This window comes from Streptomyces sp. CC208A (genome assembly GCF_030010625.1).
Classification (GTDB): Bacteria; Actinomycetota; Actinomycetes; order Streptomycetales; family Streptomycetaceae; genus Streptomyces.
The window spans coordinates 1-15,733 of the sequence record NZ_JASCXN010000064.1 but is presented as its reverse complement, the minus strand read 5'-3'; the positions used below and the strand labels follow the sequence as shown (position 1 = coordinate 15,733).

Genomic DNA, 15,733 nt, shown 5'->3' with positions numbered 1-15,733 from the left:
CCGGCGGACGGGCCTTCGCATGCCTGGAGGTGACCCCATGGCCAGGAAGCCCCGCCCCGTCGGCGAGGAAGACGAGCAGCAGGTCCGCGACCTCCACACACAGGGCCTCGGCCGGAACGAGATTGCCCGCCGCCTGGACCGCAGCGGACGCACCATCTCGATCATCGCCGCCCGCCTCGGCCTCGAATTCGACTGCACCCGCACCGAAGGGGCCACCCGTCACCGCATGGCCCAGCTCGCCGAGAAGCGCACGATCCTCGCCGAAGCCCTCACCGACGACGCACTCCGCCTCTCCGCGCAGGTCTGGGAACCCGCGACCGTCTTCAACTTCGGCGGCAAGGACAACACCTTCGAGAAGCGGGAGTTGCCCGAGCCGCCGGCCGCCGACAAGCGGGCCCTGATGGCCGCCGCCACCTCGGCCGCCGCGCAGTCGCTGCGCCTGGTGCCGCCGTTCGACGAGGACGGCACGGAGCAGGTCGGTTCGCTGCTGACGTCGCTGTACGACAAGCTCCGAGACCGGCATGGGGACGGCTAGTTTCGGCCTGTCGGACAAGCAGGAGATCTCGATCGCGCACGCCAGCTCGTGGCTGAACGTGTGGGAGGGCAGCGTTCGGTCGGGCAAGACCATTGCGTCGCTGCTGCGCTGGCTGATGTACGTCGAGACCGCGCCGTCCGGCGGCGAGCTGGTCATCATCGGGAAGACGTTCGACACCGTCGCCCGCAACGTCTTCGGCCCCCTCACCGACGTCAGTCTCTTCGGCGCCGCGGCCAAGACCGTCCGGTACACCCGCGGCGCGTCCGTCGCCTGGATTCTCGGCCGGCAGATCGAGGTCATCACCGCCAACGACAAGAAGGCGGAGGGCCGGATCCGCGGCCTCACAGGAGCCGGCGCGTACGTGGACGAGTGGACCCTGATCCCCCAGGAGTTCTTCAAGCGGCTCGTCGACCGCATGTCGGTGCCGGGCGCGAAGATCTTCGCGACCACGAACCCTGACAACCCGGGCCACTGGGTCCGCAAGGACTGGCTCGACAAGGCCGACGAACTCGGCATCCGCCGCTGGCACTTCGTCATGGACGACAACCCGGCCCTCGACGACACGTACCGCGAGCGGATGCGCCGCTCCTTCACCGGCCTGTGGTTCCGGCGCTACATCCTGGGCCACTGGGTGCAGTCCGAAGGCGCGATCTACGAGTCCTTCGACACCGAGCGGCACGTCGTGAAGACGCTGCCCCGGATCGAGCGGTGGCTGTGCGACGCGATCGACTACGGCACCGTCAACCCGTACGCCGACCTCCTCATCGGGCTCGGCACGGACCGGCGCCTGTACGTCGTCTCCGAATACAGGCACGACTCCCGCAGGGCCCGCCGACAGATGACTGACGCCGAGTACTCGAAGGCGCGCCGCGGGTGGCTGGCCCGGGTGCCGCAGCCGGAGAGCAACGTAGTCGGCGTACAGCCGGAGTGGACGATCGTGGATCCGTCGGCGGCCTCGTACATCGAGCAGCTGCACCGGGACGGTGTGACGGGCGTGACGGCTGCGGACAACGCGGTCCTCGACGGCATCCGCACCGTCAGCAGCCTGTTTTCGACCGGCCAGCTCTTGGTGCACGAGTCCGCGCAGGGCCTGATCGACGAACTCCCGGGCTACTCGTGGGACGACGCGGCGGCCGAGCGGGGCGAGGACAAGCCGATCAAGGAGAACGACCACAGCTGTGACGCGCTCCGCTACGGCGTCCGGACGACCGAGGCCCTGTGGCGCCCGTACATGCCGACTCGCTTGGAGGTAGCCGCCTGATGGCCTCGACCAGCCTGACCCTGCCCGTCTTCATGCGGGTCGGGGCCACCACCGAGTTCCACCTCGGCGACTTCGCCCTCGACCTGGCGGATGAACGCGGCGCTCTCCAGTACGGCCGCCCCGAGCTGGCCGCGATGCTGCGCGCCGCCGCTGACGAGATCGAGAACCCGACCGAGCCCGACGAGGAGGTGCCCGATGCCGCTGCCCGCCGGTAACACCACCTGGCCCCCGCCCTACCTCGGGCCCGCCCTCGACTCCATGCACACCTGGGACACCTGGTGGTCCGGCGACACCGACCGCCTCGAACGCCTCTATGGCGGCCGGTCCGGCGGCGCCCCTGACCCCAAGCGCGCCCAGTTCTCCGGCGGCGTCGTCGGCCGCATCGCCCGCTGGTGGTGGGGCACCCCCACCGCCCCCGGCGAGCGCCGCACAAAGCTCCACGTCCCGCTCGCTGGCGACCTGTGCGGCGGCAGCGCCGACCTGCTGTTCAGCGAGCCGCCGAAGTTCACCGTGGACGACGAGGCCACCCAAGCCCGCCTCGACGACCTGGTCGACGACGGGATGCTCGCCACCCTCCAGACCGCCGCCGAAGTCGGGGCCGCGCTCGGCGGCGTCTACCTGCGCCCGGTGTACGACAAGGACGTAGCGGACCGGCCGTGGATCGCCGCCGAGCACGCCGACCGGGCCCTGCCCGAGTTCACCTGGGGCAGGCTCTCGTCCGTCACCTTCTGGAAGGTCGTCCGCGAGGAAGACGGACAGGTCTGGCGCTGGCTCCAGCGCCACGAACCCGGCCGCATCCTCCACGGCCTCTACCAGGGCACGAGCGACAACCTCGGCCACCCGGTCCCCCTGGAGGAGTCCGCCGCGACCGCCGGCTTCGCGACGCTCGTGGACGCGGACGGCGCCATCGCCACCGGCTACGACAAGCTCGACGTGGTGTACGTCCCCAACCAGCCCACCCGCCGCTGGCGGTCCGCGCCGCGCCTCAAGGACTTCGGCCGCAGCGACCTCGACGGCGTCGAGCCCCTCATGGACGCCCTGGACGAGACGTACTCCAGCTGGATGCGAGACATCCGCCTTGGCAAGGGCCGTCTCGTCGTCCCGGAGTCCTACCTCCAGTCCAACGGGCCCGGCCGCGGCGTCAACTGGAACCCGGACCAGGAAGCGTTCGCCGGTATCAACGTCCTCGCCCGCGGCGACGGCATGGCGCTCACGGTGGCCCAGTTCGCGATCCGCGTTCAGGAGCACCGCGAGACGGCCGAAGACCTCGTCAACCAGATCCTTCGCAGCGCCGGGTACAGCGGGCAGACATTCGGCATCGGCGGCGACGTCGCCGTCACCGCCACGGAGGTCACGGCCCGAGAGCGGAGGTCGATGACGACCCGCGGGAAGAAGGTGCTGCGGTGGCGGCCCGAGCTCGCGCATCTGGTGGAGGCGCTCCTGGCGGTCGACCGGCACGTGTTCGGCGGCCCCATCATCCCGCAGCGACCCACGGTCGAGTTCGAGGACTCCGTACAGGAGGACCCGCTCACCCTGGCGAACACTGCCGACGTGCTCCGCCGCGCGCAGGCCGCCTCGACGGACACCCTCGTCCGGGCGGTACATCCCGAATGGGACGACGCCCAGGTGGCCGCCGAGGTCCAACGTATCCAGGCCGAGGCTGGCACCGCCGTACCGGATCCGTTCCAGGCCGGCGACATCCCGTAGGAGGTGGCTGGTCATGCCCGTCTCCCCGGCCATGACCGAGACCCTCGCGGCGGCCGTCGCCGACCTGTACGAGGCGGCTGAGGGCGTCCTGATCGACAGGATTCGGCGCGCCCTTGCCCAGGGACTCGACTCGCCCGCGTGGGCCGAACTGAAGCTGGCCGCCGTCGGGAACCTCCAGGCCGCCATCGACGAGGTGATCGCGGCGCTTCGGACCGACGCGTCCGGCGCCATCCACCAGGCCATCGCTGACTCCTACGACCGCGGGCAGCAGGCGGCCGTCGCCGAGCTCGGCGCCCTGGGCACCGGGCAGGCTGCCGCCGCGCTCACCACGGTGCCGACGGCGCCGGTCGTGGACCGGCTCGCGCGCGCGGTCATCGACGACACCGGCCCGGTGTACCTGCGGATGCTGCGCGCCTCCATGGACGCCTACCGGGACGTCGTGGCCCGGGCGGCTGCCGCCCCGCTGCTCGGCGCGCAGACCCGCCGTCAGGCAGCCCAGTCCGCGCTCGACGACTTCGCCAGCCGGGGGATCCGCGGCTTCGTCGACAGCTCGGGCCGGTCGTGGGAGCTGCGCTCGTACGTCGAGATGGCGATGCGGTCCGCAACCGCCCGCGCCGCGATCGACGCCCACACCGACCGCCTCGGCGCCGCCAGGGTGGCCCTGGTGATCGTGTCGCAGTCGCCGGAGGAGTGCGAGCTGTGCCGCCCGTGGGAGCGGAAGATCCTGACCCGCACGGGCCCGCCGGGCGCGCGTGACGTGCAGGTGGAAGACGCGGTCCGGGACGGTGAGACGGTCACGGTGCACGTGGCCGGGTCGCTGCCGGAGGCGCGCGCGAAGGGGTTGCTGCATCCGAACTGCCGGCACACGGTCTCCGCGTACTTGCCTGGCGTGTCCCGGGTCCCGGCGTCGCAGCCGTCGCGCGGTACGTACGAGGACACCCAGCGGCAGCGGTACTTCGAGCGGCAGATCCGGAAGTGGAAGCGGCTGGAGGCCGCGGCCATGGACGACCGGCGGCGGGCGGAGACCCGGGCGCGGGTGCGGGCGTATCAGGCGCGGGTGCGTGAGCTGGTCGTGGAGACCGGTCTCCCGAGGAAGCCGCACCGCGAGCAGCTCACGACAGCCCGCTGACGGGCCCCCAGACTTCCGCCCGCCAGGCGCGGGACGGATCGCACAACCCCCGCCAGGCGCGGGGCACACCCACCCACCCGACGCGCACCAGGAGTGCACGCATGCAGAAGCGAACTCTCGCCCGCCACCGCCTCGACGGCGCTGGGTGGGCGCACCCGTACGGCCACGGCCCTTTCGCACCGTTCCTCTACGCCGACGGCGGGGACGGAGACGACTCCGCCTCCACCGACGACACCGGCGGTGACGACGATGGCCAGGACGACGACACCGGCGGGACCGGCGACGACGACCAGGACGACGCGGCCAAGGACGAGAAGCCCAAGCCCCGGCCCCCGGCGAAGAAGGACGACGAGGACCCGGCGGCCGAGCTGGAGCGGCTCCGCAAGGAGCTGAAGCAGGCCAACTCGGAGGCTGCCAAGGCCCGTACGGGGGCGAAGAAGCAGGCGGCCGAGGAGGCCAAGGCGCAGCTCGTCCAGGAGATGGGCAAGGCGCTCGGCCTGATCAAGGACGACAAGGACGAGGCACCCGACCCGGCGAAGCTCACCGCAGAGATCGAGCGGACGCAGAAGGCGCACCGCGAGACCGCCGTCGAGCTGGCCGTGTACCGCGGCGCGGCGAAGCACGGCGCCGACCCCGACGCCCTCACCGACTCCCGCACGTTCCTGCGGTCGATCGCCGACCTCGACCCGTCCGACGCCGAGTTCGCGAAGAAGGTCCAGGCCGCGATCAAGCAGGCCGTGACCGACAACCCCAAGCTCAAGGCCGCCCCCACCGCGCCCACGCGGACGAGCGGCGACTTCTCCGGCAGCTCGGAGAAGACCACCAAGCCCACCGGCATCGAGGCCCAGCGCGAGGCACGCCGCAAGGCACGCCAGGGCTGACCCTCCCCCAGATAGGAGGCCCCCGTGGCCAACACCTTCCTGACCCCCGACCTCATCGCCCAGCGGGCGCTCGCCACCCTGTACGAGTCGACCGTCATGGCGCAGCTCGTGCACCGCGACTACGAAGCGGACTTCCGCGGCAAGCAGGGCGACACCATCACCGTCCGCAAGCCCGCGACGTTCACCGCCACGGACTTCAACCGCGCGACCGGCATCGTGCCTCAGGACGCGACCGAGTCCGGCGTGCCGATCGTCCTCAACCACCTCGCGGACGTCTCCACCACCGTCACCACCGAGCAGCTCACCCTCGACATCGAGGACTTCGGCGTCCAGCTGCTCGACCCGATGATGGAGGCGATCTCCCAGAAGATCGACCGCGACCTCCTCGCCCTGCGCGACGACATCACCCAGGAAGTCGGTGTTGTCGCCGGCGACAACGAGTTCGCGTGGGACAACCCGCGCTCGCTCATCGAGGCCGGCCGGGTCCTGGACACGGCGAAGGTCCCGATCCCGGACCGGCGCGTTGCGGTCGGCCCGACCACGGCGTCGAAGTGGCTGGGCGACCCGCTGTTCCACGAGGCCGACAAGCGCGGCTCGACCGACGGCCTGACCGACGCGTCCCTCGGCCGCCGGGTGTTCGGCTTCGACCCGTACATGACGCAGAACATCGCCAAGCCCGCCCAGACCAGCGGCAACTCGACGACCGAGGTCGGCGTGGCGTTCCACAAGACCGCCTTCGCGCTGGTCACCCGCACCCTGGACGTGCCCCCGGGCGCGCAGGACGCGACGATCATGTCCTACAAGGGCTTTGGTCTCCGCGTGGTCTACGACTACGACATCAAGTACAAGCAGACCGTCGTCTCCGTCGACTGCCTGTACGGCACGAAGACCCTCGACGCGAACCGCGCGTGCCTCATCAAGGGCGCCGACGTCGCCTGACCCCTGCCAGACCCTGAGCACGGCCTACGGGCGCCGGACCTTCCCGGCCGGCGCCCCGTCAACCCTGCCCTGAGCCCTGGGAGGGGCCCATGCCGCAATACCGCAACGAGAACACCAGTGACGTCGTCGAGTACGAGCAGCCCAGCCCGCGGCTGGAGATGCTGCCGAACTGGACGCGCCTGGACCCGGTGCCCGAGCAGCCCCCCGCGCCGCCGGCCGACCCGACCGAGCGGCCCGCCCGCAACGCCCCGAAGGACGCGTGGCAGGCGTACGCCCGCACCCGCGCGCAGGACAGCGACGAGGAGGCCGCGATCGACGGCCTCACCAAGGACCAGCTCATCGAGCAGTATGGGGGTGAGGGCTGATGACGCTCTCCGGAACCGTCCTCGCCGTCAGCGCCTTCGCCGAGCTGGTGAAGACCACCACCCTCGGCGGCACCACCCGCGCCCCGCAGTCCCTCGCCCGCTCGATGTCTCTCGCTGACGGCACCGGCGCGGGCAAGGCCGACCGCGTCTGGTCGGACCGGCGCACGCTCGCCGCGTCCGGCAGCGAGGACCTTGACCTCGCTGACGTCCTGCTTGACGCCTTCGGAGGCGCGATCAGCTTCGCCCGGGTCAAGGGCATCGTCATCGCCGCCGCGGCCGGGAACACGAACAACGTCGTCGTCGGCAACGCCAGCGCGAACGCGTGGGCGCCGCTCCTCGGCGCCACCGGCACCGTCACCCTGCGGCCGGGGGCGTTTCTGGCCGTCGGTACCGGCGCGGCCGACGCGACCGGCTACGCGGTCACCGCGAGCACCGGCGACCTCCTCAAGATCGCCAACAGCGGCGCCGGGTCCACGGTCACCTACGACATCCACGTCATCGGCGCCAGCGCCTGACACCCGCCGGGCCCCGCGCCCGCGCGGGCCCACACGCAGGAAGGAAGACGCCCATGGCCCGCGTGTACGCCACCGTCGCCCAGTACGAGGCCTATACCGGCACGTCCCCGGCGCCGGCCGACACCGGGACGCAGCTCGCCCGGGCGTCCCGGATGCTCGACCGGGCCGTCCTGCGGTACTCCATGTACGACACGGACGGCTTCGGGTTCCCGACCAACGAGGTCGTCGCCGAGGCGATCGCCAACGCCACGTGCGCGCAGGTGGCTTGGTGGGCGGACACCGGCAGCAACCCCAGTGGCGCCGACGCTGTCGGCTGGGGCTCCGTCGGGATCGGCTCTGTCCAGCTGTCCCGGTCCGTCACCGCCGTCTCCGGCGAGGACTCCCCGGCCCGGCAACTCGCCCCGGACGCCCTCGACGCCCTCCGCTCGCCCGATCTGACCCCGGGCATCTTCCGAATGGGGGCGATCACCTCGTGCTGATCCCCCGCTTCCTGATGCGCCACCAGGTCCTCGTCGAGCCGTACCTCGGCAACACCAGCACCGGCCCCCGCTACGGCCCCGCCGCGACGATCCGGTGCTTCCTCGACGCCCAGATTCGGATGGTCCGCTCCCCGGCTGGCGAGCAGGTCACCTCCTCGTCAACCGTCTACGCCGACCCCGGGACGGTCGCGCCGCCGGCGTCCCGGGTCACGCTCCCCGACGGCCAGGTCACCACCGTCATCTGGGCGAAGGCCCGCGACGGTGGCGGCCTGCCCACCCCCGACCACGTAGAGATCGCACTCGAATAGGGGGTCTGCCCATGCCGCAGAACTTCCGGATCCGATTCGACGGAGGCCCTGCGGCGCGGGAGCTCCGTACGGCCGCCGCCCGTGGCCTGTTCCTCGGCGCCGAGCACGTCCTCTCGCTGAGCGACGAGGTCGTGCCCCTCGATGAGGCCGCGCTCCAGCGCTCCGGGGTCGCGTCCGTCGACGAGTCGTCGCTGACGGCGATGGTCTCGTACGACACTCCGTACGCGGTGGTCCAGCACGAGCGCATGGACTTCCGGCACGCGCCCGGGCGGACGGCGAAGTACCTGGAGCGCTCGCTCAACGCGGGCCGCCAGACGGTCCGCGCGCTCATCGCCGCCCAGCTGAGGCGGGCCCTGCGGTGAGCGGCTACACCACCAGCCTCCTGGGCGGCCTCGGCGTCCTCATCGACGGTGCCGGCATCGCCGTGTGGCGGCCGGATGGCGTGATCGGCCCCGGGGAGACCGGCCTGTACAGCGCGGTCGTACCGCCTGAGCCGGACCGGGCAATCGGGATGACCACGTACCCGGTGGAGGACACCGATCTCACGGACGCGATTACCGGCGTCCAGTTCCGTCTCCGCGCAGGCCGGAACCCGGACGACGTCAACGACCTCGCGGACAGCCTCTTCGACCTACTCCACAACCGCCAGCACTACCAGCTCGCCGGCATCCATGTGGCTCTGTCGTGGCGGCAGTCGCAGGCGTGGATCGGCCAGGACGACCACGGCCGCATGGAGCTGACCAGCAACTTCTACTTCCGGACCACACGGCCCGGGCCCAACCTGTTCGACTAGGAGGACCCATGTCCACCCCCACCCCCGTGACCGCCCTCGCCCGCCGGTGGCGCCTGGAGATCGACATGTCGGCCGCCAAGGACGGCAGCGACTGGCAGATGGTGCCGGGCATCACCGAGTTCAACCCGGCCGCCGAGCCCAACATCGAGGACAGCTCCTCGTACGACTCCGACGGCTGGGCCGAGAACACCAAGACCGGCCAGTCCTGGGAGCTCGGCGTCACGATCAACCGCAAGATCAACGACCAGGTCAAGGTCTACCACCCCACCCACGAGGCGTTCCGCGCCGCCGCCTTCGCCTTCGGCAGCGCCTCCGAGGTACACGTCCGCTACTTCGACCGCAACGGCCTGCCGGAAGCGTACGAGGGCATCGCCCTGGTCACCTGGGCCCCGTCCGGCGGCGAGTACACCGCCCTCGACCAGGTCGAGATGACCCTCACCGGCCACGGCCCGCTCGCCCAGATCACGAACCCGGCCGCCTGATGGCTGAGTTCGGCGCGCTCGACGCGTTCCTCGACGAGTACCTCGACCTGTCCATCCGAGGGCGGGACGGAGAGATGCGGACCTACCGCATCGCCGAGCCGTCCGCCGACAACGGCCTCCGTATCGAGCGGATCACCTCCCTCGCCGCCCGCCTCGCCGCCGGTGGGAAAGCCCCGGAGGCGCCCGTCCTCGACGACGAGGAGGAGCGGGACCTCTACCGCATGTGCCTCGGCGACCAGTACGAGCCGATGCGGGCCGAGCTGGGCTGGAGCGCGTTCAAGCACATCGCGCTCACGGCCATGTTCTGGGTCACCACCGACAAGGAGACCGCCGCCCAGTACTGGACAACCGGGCAGCAGCCGGGAAAAGCACAGAACAGGGCGGCACGTCGCCAGGCGTCGCGCGGCTCCTCGGCGTCGGGCACGGCGAGTACGACCCCGTCACCGGCCTCTACGAATGGTACGAGGGCGGGATCCCAGCCCCGAAGCAAGGGCGGCAAGGGCAAGCAAGCCCAGAGCTGACCTGGACGACCCTGCTGGAGCAGTGGCCCCTCATCGAGGCCGACCTCCATCAGACGTACGGCATCGACGCCAGCAGCGGCATCCTCCGTGACCGCTCCTGGCGCTGGCTGAAGGCCCGCATCTTCGGACTGCTCTCCGCCGAGACCCGCCTTCAGCGGCACTTCGCGCCGCCTCCTGACCACCCTCGCGCACCCCGAAGGAGGTAGAGCTGTGGCTCTCACCGTAGGCGAACTCAACGCGGTCCTCTCCGTCGACGACCGAGCCGTAGAGCCCTCCCTCCGCCGCACCGAGCGCGCTCTTCGCACCGCAGGCCAGCGGATGGGCAACGAGGCCGAGCGCGCGGGTGAGGATGTGGGCGAAGAGCTCGGGGAGAGCATCGTCCGCGGCGCCGACGGTCGCCTCCGCAACGCCCGCGGCCGGTTCGTCGCTGCGGGGCGTCGAGCCGGTGAGGCTGTCGGTGACGCGCTCGCTGACGAGGCCGCTGCCGGAGCGGACGAGGCGGTCAAGGAGACCGGCTCGCGGCTGGAGCGTTTGAAGATGCTCGCCGCCGGGGTCGGCCTGGCGGCGGGTGCGGTGCTGGCGGCCGGGATCTCACAGGCCCTGGAGCAGTCCCGGATCACTTCCCGTCTGGGCGCCCAGCTGGGGAAGACTCCAGCGGAGGCCCAGCGGTACGGGAAGATCGCCGGGAAGATGTACGCGGACGCGGTCACGGAGGACTTCCAAACCGCGGCCGATGCCATCTCGGCAACCATGCGGGCAGGCATTGCCCCGCCCGGGGCGACGGAGGCTCAGCTCCAGTCGCTCGCGACTAAGGTCACCGACCTCGCATCCACCTTCGAGCTGGACCTCGGCCAGACCGCCAACGCCGTCGGTCAGGCGATCAAGACCGGCTTGGCGAAGGACGGTGTTGAGGCGCTCGACGTCTTCACCCGCGGCATGCAGATCATGGGCCCCCGGGCCGACGACCTGATGGACACCTTCAACGAGTACTCGACAATCTTCCGCCAGACCGGCATCGACGCGAAGACCGCGACAGGTCTCCTCAGCCAGGGCATGAAGGCCGGCGCCCGCGACACCGACGTGATCGCTGACGCCCTGAAGGAGTTCGTTCTGATCACGCAGGCCGGGGAGGAGAAAGCTGACGAAGCATTCAAGACGATCGGCCTGTCCGGGAAGGAGATGCAGAAGGCATTCATCGAGGGTGGTCCCGGCGCCCGCAAGGCGCTGGACCAGGTCTTCGACCGGCTTCGCGGCATGAAGGATCCGGCCGAGCGCAGCGCCGTTGCCCTGGAGCTGTTCGGTACCAAGAGCGAGGACACCCAGAAGGCGTTGTTCGCGCTTGACCCGTCGGCGGCGGTGGACGCCCTCGGTGGTGTCGGAGGGGCGGCCGACAAGATGGGCGACACCCTCCGTGACAACGCGGGCGTCCGCGTCGAGCAGTTCAAGCGGCAGGCGATGCAGGGCCTTGTGGACTTCCTCGGTGCGCGGGTGATTCCTGCGATCGAGAAAGCCTTCACCTTCGTCCGCGAGCACTCCACCGAATTCAAGATCGCCGCCCTGGTGATCACCGGCGTGCTCATCCCCGCCCTCGCCCTGCTCGCGGTCACCGCCACGGTGAAGATGGGCGTGGTCGTCTGGGCGTGGATGACCTCCGGTGCCGCCTCCCTGAAGGCGGCGGCCACACACGTCGGCTCCGCGCTGACGACGGCCGGCGCGTGGGCGATGATGGCGCTCCGGGCCACGGGCTCTTTCCTCGCGACGGCCGCGTCCGCGACCGCCAACGCCCTGCGGACAGCGGCAGCCTGGGCGGCGGCCGGGGTCCGGATGACCGTCACCTTCCTCGCGGCGGTGCTCCGGGTCACCGCGGTCACGCTCGCCCAGTTCGCCCTCATGGCCGCGCGCGCGGTCGCATGGGCGGCGACGATGGCAGCACAGTGGCTGATCGCGATGGGACCGATCGGTTGGATCATCCTCGCCGTCGGCGCGCTGGTCACGGCGATCATCGTCTACTGGGACGAGATCAAGGCGGCCACGGTGGCGGCTTGGGACTGGCTCGTCAAGACGATCAAGCAGTTCGGCCTCGACCTCATCAAGTGGTTCACGGGCTGGCCGATCTGGGCCACGATCGCCAAGCACTGGCAGTCCATCAAGGACGGCAGCCGGCGCCTGTGGGACGGCCTGATGAACTGGCTCCGGCAGCTGCCCGGACGGATTCTCGGGTTCTTCGCCGGCTGGTCCATCGCCGCCATGATCACCCGCCACTGGCAGGGCGCGAAGGACGGTGCGATCCGTCAAGGCCGCACCCTTCTCGACTGGATGCGCAACCTCCCCCGGGAGATCGGCCGTGCCGTCGGCAAGCTCGGCAGCCTCCTCATCGGCCATGGCCGGGACGTCGTCCGAGGCCTGTGGGACGGCATCAAGGGCATGGGCGGCTGGATCAAGTCGAAGATCCTCAGCTGGGCCCGGAGCGTCATCCCCGGCCCGATCGCCCGCGCCCTCGGCATCGCCTCACCGTCCAAGGTCACCGCCGAGCAAGGCCGGTGGATCGCCCGCGGTCTCGTGCTCGGCCTCACCGGCAGCACGAAGCAGGTCCAGGCCGCAGCCCTACGGCTGTCGGACATCGTCCGAGACGCCCTGAAGCCCGGACCACGGCGGGCCGGTCTTCAGCGGCAGATCGACCGGAGCACGGCCCGGCTGATGCAGCTGGCCAACGCCGAGGCCACCGTGGCGAACAAGCTGAAGGCGGCGAACAAGCGACTCCAGGACCTGCTCAAGGCCCGCGCGGACCTCGTGGCCAACGTCCGCTCAGGCATCCTCGACGCCGCCAACATCACTCAGGACACCGAGAACGGCGTCACCGGGGCGAGCATCCTCGCCAACCTCCAGGACGACCTCAGGCGCGCCAAGCAGTTCGCGGCCGACCTGGGCACGCTCCGCAAGAAGGGAGTACGCGCCGACCTGATCTCTCAGATCGCGCAGGCCGGGGTCGAGCAGGGAGGGGCTACAGCCGCGGCCCTTGCTGCTGCCTCGTCCGGGCAGATCCAGCAGATCAACGACACCCAGAAGCAGCTCGTGGGGGCTGCGAACAAGGCGGGCAACGCTGCTGGTGACGCCATGTACGGGGCGGGCATCCGCGCCGCGCAGGGCCTGGTCGAGGGCCTGAAGAAGGAGCAGTCCGCGATCGAGCGGCAGATGCTCACGATCGCGACCGCCATGCAGAAGGCCATCAAGCAGGCCCTCGGCATCAAGTCGCCGTCGAGGGTCATGGCCGCGGTCGGCCGCTTCATCCCCGCCGGCCTGGTGCGGGGCATCGAGTCGGGCCGCTCGGCGGTCGACGCGTCGATGTCCAACCTCGTCAAGCCGCCCACACCGACGGCGGTCGCCGGGGCGTACGGGGGCGCAGGCATGCCGGCCGCGACCGGCCGGGCGCAGGCCCCGACGGTGATCGAGATCCGCTCCGGCGGGTCCCGCATGGACGACCTGCTCGTCGAAGTACTCCGCAACGCGGTCAAGGACCGGGGCGGCGACGTACAACTCGCGCTCGGGCAAAGGAGGTAGACCACGGTGGCGTTCCCCGACGACCCGCTCGGCGCACGCGTAGATCTCCAGGTGGGCGGGGTGTGGACGGACGTCACGGCGGACGCCTACACCCGCGACCCGATCACCATCACCCGCGGGCAGCCGGACGGGGCCGCCGTATCGGACCCGTCCCGCTGCACCGTCACCCTCAACAACAAGGACGGCAAGTACAGCCCCCGCAACCCGATGTCCCCGTACTACGGCCAGATCGGCCGCAACACCCCGATCCGCGTCTCCGTGGCCGGCTCCACCTCGTACCTGAGCACCACCGGCGCAGCGGGCGCCGGCGCCCAGACCCCGGACCATGCGTCCCTGGACATCACCGGCGACCTCGACATCCGCGTGGAGGCCGAAGGCGACTGGTGGAGCTCCTCCAACCGCCTCTTCGGCAAGTGGGGCAGCGTGGGCCAGCAGTCCTACCGGATCCAGGTCGAACGCGGCACGCTCTACCTGATCTGGTCCCCCGACGGCGGCACCAACCCCTTCTTCGCGGGCTGGACCATCCCTGCGGACACGCCCCGCCGAGCCGCGTTCCGCGTCACCCTCGATGTCGACAACGGGGCGGGCAAGTTCTACACCGAGTTCTTCACCGCCCCCACCCTCGACGGGCCGTGGACCCGCTATGCCACCTTCACCGGCGATGCGACCACCAGCATCTTCAACTCCACCACGCCGCTCACCCTGGGCGGCTTCACCGTCGGGCTCACCGGCCCCGTCTACCGCGCCGAGCTGCGCAACGGCATCAACGGCACCATCGTCGCCTCCCCTGACCTGCGCGCCCTCGCTCCCGGCACCACGTCCTGGACAGACTCCTCCGGCCGGCCGTGGACCCTGATGGGCCAAAGCGGTCAGGCCGAGGTGACCAACCGCGCCGTCCGATTCCACGGTGTGGTGTCGTCCTGGCCACCGCGCTGGGCACCGTCCGGCCAGGACGTGTGGACCCCGATCGAAGCCGCCGGCACGCTGCGGCGGCTCGGCCAGGGCAAGAAGGCCCTCGCCTCGACACTGCTCCGGCGACTGCCGTCCCAGACCTCGCTCCTGGCCTACTGGCCGTGCGAGGACTCGGCCGGGTCGACACAGGCGTACTCCCCCCTCTCGAAGGGGTCACCCCTATCGGTCACGGGCTGGGACTTCGCCCAGGACGACACCCTGGGCGGATCCTCCCCGCTGCCGGTGATCGCCCCCGGAGGCACGATGCGCGGGCAGGTCCCGGCCCCTGCCACGGCGTCAACGGTCTGGGCGGTGTGCATGCCGTACCGCGTGGACGGTGCCGCGCCGGCCGTCGAGCAGGAGATGCTGTCGTGGAGCACCTCGGGTACCGCCCGCCGCTGGCGGATCACCATGGGCTCCAGCGGCTCCCACATCTTCGCGTACGACGCAGCCGGGGCCCTTATCCTCGATTCCGCCATCAGCACCACCGTCACCCAGTTCGCGGGTTGGCACCGTCTGGAGTTCACCGCCCGCCAGAACGGCGGCAACATCAGCTACACCATCAGATGGACCCGCGTGAACGGTGTGGGCATCAGCGTCAGCGGCAGCATCGCAGGGACCGTCGGCCGGGTCACCTCCCTCGACACCTCATACGGTCCCGGTCTCCCCGACATTCGTGTCGGCCACATCGGCGTCTTCAGTGCTGACGTGGTCGGCGAGGCTTACGCAAGCGCGGACCACGGATACAACCGGGAGAGGGCCGCCTCGCGCCTGTGGCGGCTGGCCGGCGAGGAGTCCCGCACGGTCTCCCTCCTCTTCCCCTCTGGCTACTCCTATGCCTCCATGCCCCTAGGGCCCCAGCGTCCCGAGACCCTTCTCGACCTGTTCCAGCAGTGTGCCGACAGCGACCTCGGTGTCCTCACCGAGGACCGAGCCACCAGCGCCCTCGCCTACCGGTCTCGGGAGTACCGCTACAACCTCACCCCCCGCATGGTCCTCGACTACGCGGCCGGGGACGTGGCACCCCCGCTGGAACCCGTCGACGACGACCAGGCCACCCGCAACGACCGCACGGTCAACCGCATCGGCGGATCCTCGGGACGGGCGGTGCTGGAGTCCGGCCCCATGTCGGTCCAGGCCCCTCCGGCCGGTGTGGGGCTCTACGACGACTCCACAGACCTGTCCCTGGCCGACGACGCCCTTCCCCAGCAGATCGCCTCCTGGCTGCTGCATCTGGGCACCTGGGACGAGTCCCGCGTCCCCACCGTGCAACTGGCGCTCCACAAGACCCCGCACCTGATCCCCGCCT

The 15,733-nt window shown here is 70.8% G+C and carries 17 protein-coding genes; all 17 read left to right on the top strand.

The window, feature by feature from the left end; all coding sequences use genetic code 11:
* Nucleotides 1-37: 37 nt before the first annotated feature.
* Nucleotides 38-535, top strand: coding sequence for a hypothetical protein (locus QK442_RS35345; protein ID WP_282698236.1), 498 nt, complete (start codon nucleotides 38-40; stop codon nucleotides 533-535).
* Entirely contained in the window at nucleotides 522-1,796 is a 1,275-nt protein-coding gene (locus QK442_RS35340) for a PBSX family phage terminase large subunit (protein ID WP_282698235.1), read from the top strand. Before QK442_RS35345 ends, QK442_RS35340 begins: the two co-directional genes overlap by 14 nt.
* Nucleotides 1,796-2,011: a hypothetical protein gene (locus QK442_RS35335; protein WP_282698234.1), complete on the top strand. Its 216-nt coding sequence runs from the start codon at nucleotides 1,796-1,798 to the stop codon at nucleotides 2,009-2,011. Before QK442_RS35340 ends, QK442_RS35335 begins: the two co-directional genes overlap by 1 nt.
* The gene (locus tag QK442_RS35330) at nucleotides 1,992-3,503 is read left to right on the top strand and encodes a phage portal protein (RefSeq protein WP_282698233.1); all 1,512 of its coding nucleotides are present in this window, start codon (nucleotides 1,992-1,994) and stop codon (nucleotides 3,501-3,503) included. The genes QK442_RS35335 and QK442_RS35330 overlap by 20 nt, the downstream gene beginning before the upstream one ends.
* A 13-nt stretch (nucleotides 3,504-3,516) precedes the next feature.
* Nucleotides 3,517-4,632 (top strand): phage minor capsid protein, encoded by a 1,116-nt coding sequence (locus QK442_RS35325; protein ID WP_282698232.1) that lies wholly within the window; start codon nucleotides 3,517-3,519, stop codon nucleotides 4,630-4,632.
* A 101-nt stretch (nucleotides 4,633-4,733) separates the two neighbouring features.
* A complete protein-coding gene (locus QK442_RS35320; RefSeq protein WP_282698231.1) occupies nucleotides 4,734-5,513 on the top strand; it encodes a hypothetical protein in 780 nt (259 codons plus the stop codon).
* 24 nt (nucleotides 5,514-5,537) lie between these two features.
* Entirely contained in the window at nucleotides 5,538-6,452 is a 915-nt protein-coding gene (locus tag QK442_RS35315) for a P22 phage major capsid protein family protein (protein WP_282698230.1), read from the top strand.
* An 89-nt stretch (nucleotides 6,453-6,541) separates the two neighbouring features.
* Nucleotides 6,542-6,817, top strand: coding sequence for a hypothetical protein (locus QK442_RS35310; RefSeq protein WP_282698229.1), 276 nt, complete (start codon nucleotides 6,542-6,544; stop codon nucleotides 6,815-6,817).
* Nucleotides 6,817-7,332, top strand: a complete 516-nt coding sequence (locus tag QK442_RS35305; protein WP_282698228.1) for a hypothetical protein — start codon at nucleotides 6,817-6,819, stop codon at nucleotides 7,330-7,332. Before QK442_RS35310 ends, QK442_RS35305 begins: the two co-directional genes overlap by 1 nt.
* Before the next feature lie 53 nt (nucleotides 7,333-7,385).
* Nucleotides 7,386-7,811 (top strand): hypothetical protein, encoded by a 426-nt coding sequence (locus tag QK442_RS35300; RefSeq protein ID WP_282698227.1) that lies wholly within the window; start codon nucleotides 7,386-7,388, stop codon nucleotides 7,809-7,811.
* Complete coding sequence (locus QK442_RS35295; RefSeq protein ID WP_282698226.1) at nucleotides 7,805-8,119, top strand: hypothetical protein; 315 nt, start codon at nucleotides 7,805-7,807, stop codon at nucleotides 8,117-8,119. Before QK442_RS35300 ends, QK442_RS35295 begins: the two co-directional genes overlap by 7 nt.
* An 11-nt stretch (nucleotides 8,120-8,130) precedes the next feature.
* The gene (locus QK442_RS35290) at nucleotides 8,131-8,481 is read left to right on the top strand and encodes a hypothetical protein (protein ID WP_282698225.1); all 351 of its coding nucleotides are present in this window, start codon (nucleotides 8,131-8,133) and stop codon (nucleotides 8,479-8,481) included.
* Nucleotides 8,478-8,912, top strand: coding sequence for a minor capsid protein (locus QK442_RS35285; protein ID WP_282698224.1), 435 nt, complete (start codon nucleotides 8,478-8,480; stop codon nucleotides 8,910-8,912). The genes QK442_RS35290 and QK442_RS35285 overlap by 4 nt, the downstream gene beginning before the upstream one ends.
* Before the next feature lie 8 nt (nucleotides 8,913-8,920).
* Nucleotides 8,921-9,394, top strand: coding sequence for a phage tail tube protein (locus tag QK442_RS35280; RefSeq protein ID WP_282698223.1), 474 nt, complete (start codon nucleotides 8,921-8,923; stop codon nucleotides 9,392-9,394).
* Entirely contained in the window at nucleotides 9,394-9,915 is a 522-nt protein-coding gene (locus QK442_RS35275; protein ID WP_282698222.1) for a hypothetical protein, read from the top strand. The genes QK442_RS35280 and QK442_RS35275 overlap by 1 nt, the downstream gene beginning before the upstream one ends.
* 210 nt (nucleotides 9,916-10,125) lie before the next feature.
* The gene (locus tag QK442_RS35270) at nucleotides 10,126-13,473 is read left to right on the top strand and encodes a phage tail tape measure protein (protein ID WP_282698221.1); all 3,348 of its coding nucleotides are present in this window, start codon (nucleotides 10,126-10,128) and stop codon (nucleotides 13,471-13,473) included.
* A gap of 6 nt (nucleotides 13,474-13,479) precedes the next feature.
* Nucleotides 13,480-15,733: hypothetical protein (locus tag QK442_RS35265; protein WP_282698220.1), on the top strand; the 2,254-nt coding region annotated here is incomplete at its 3' end.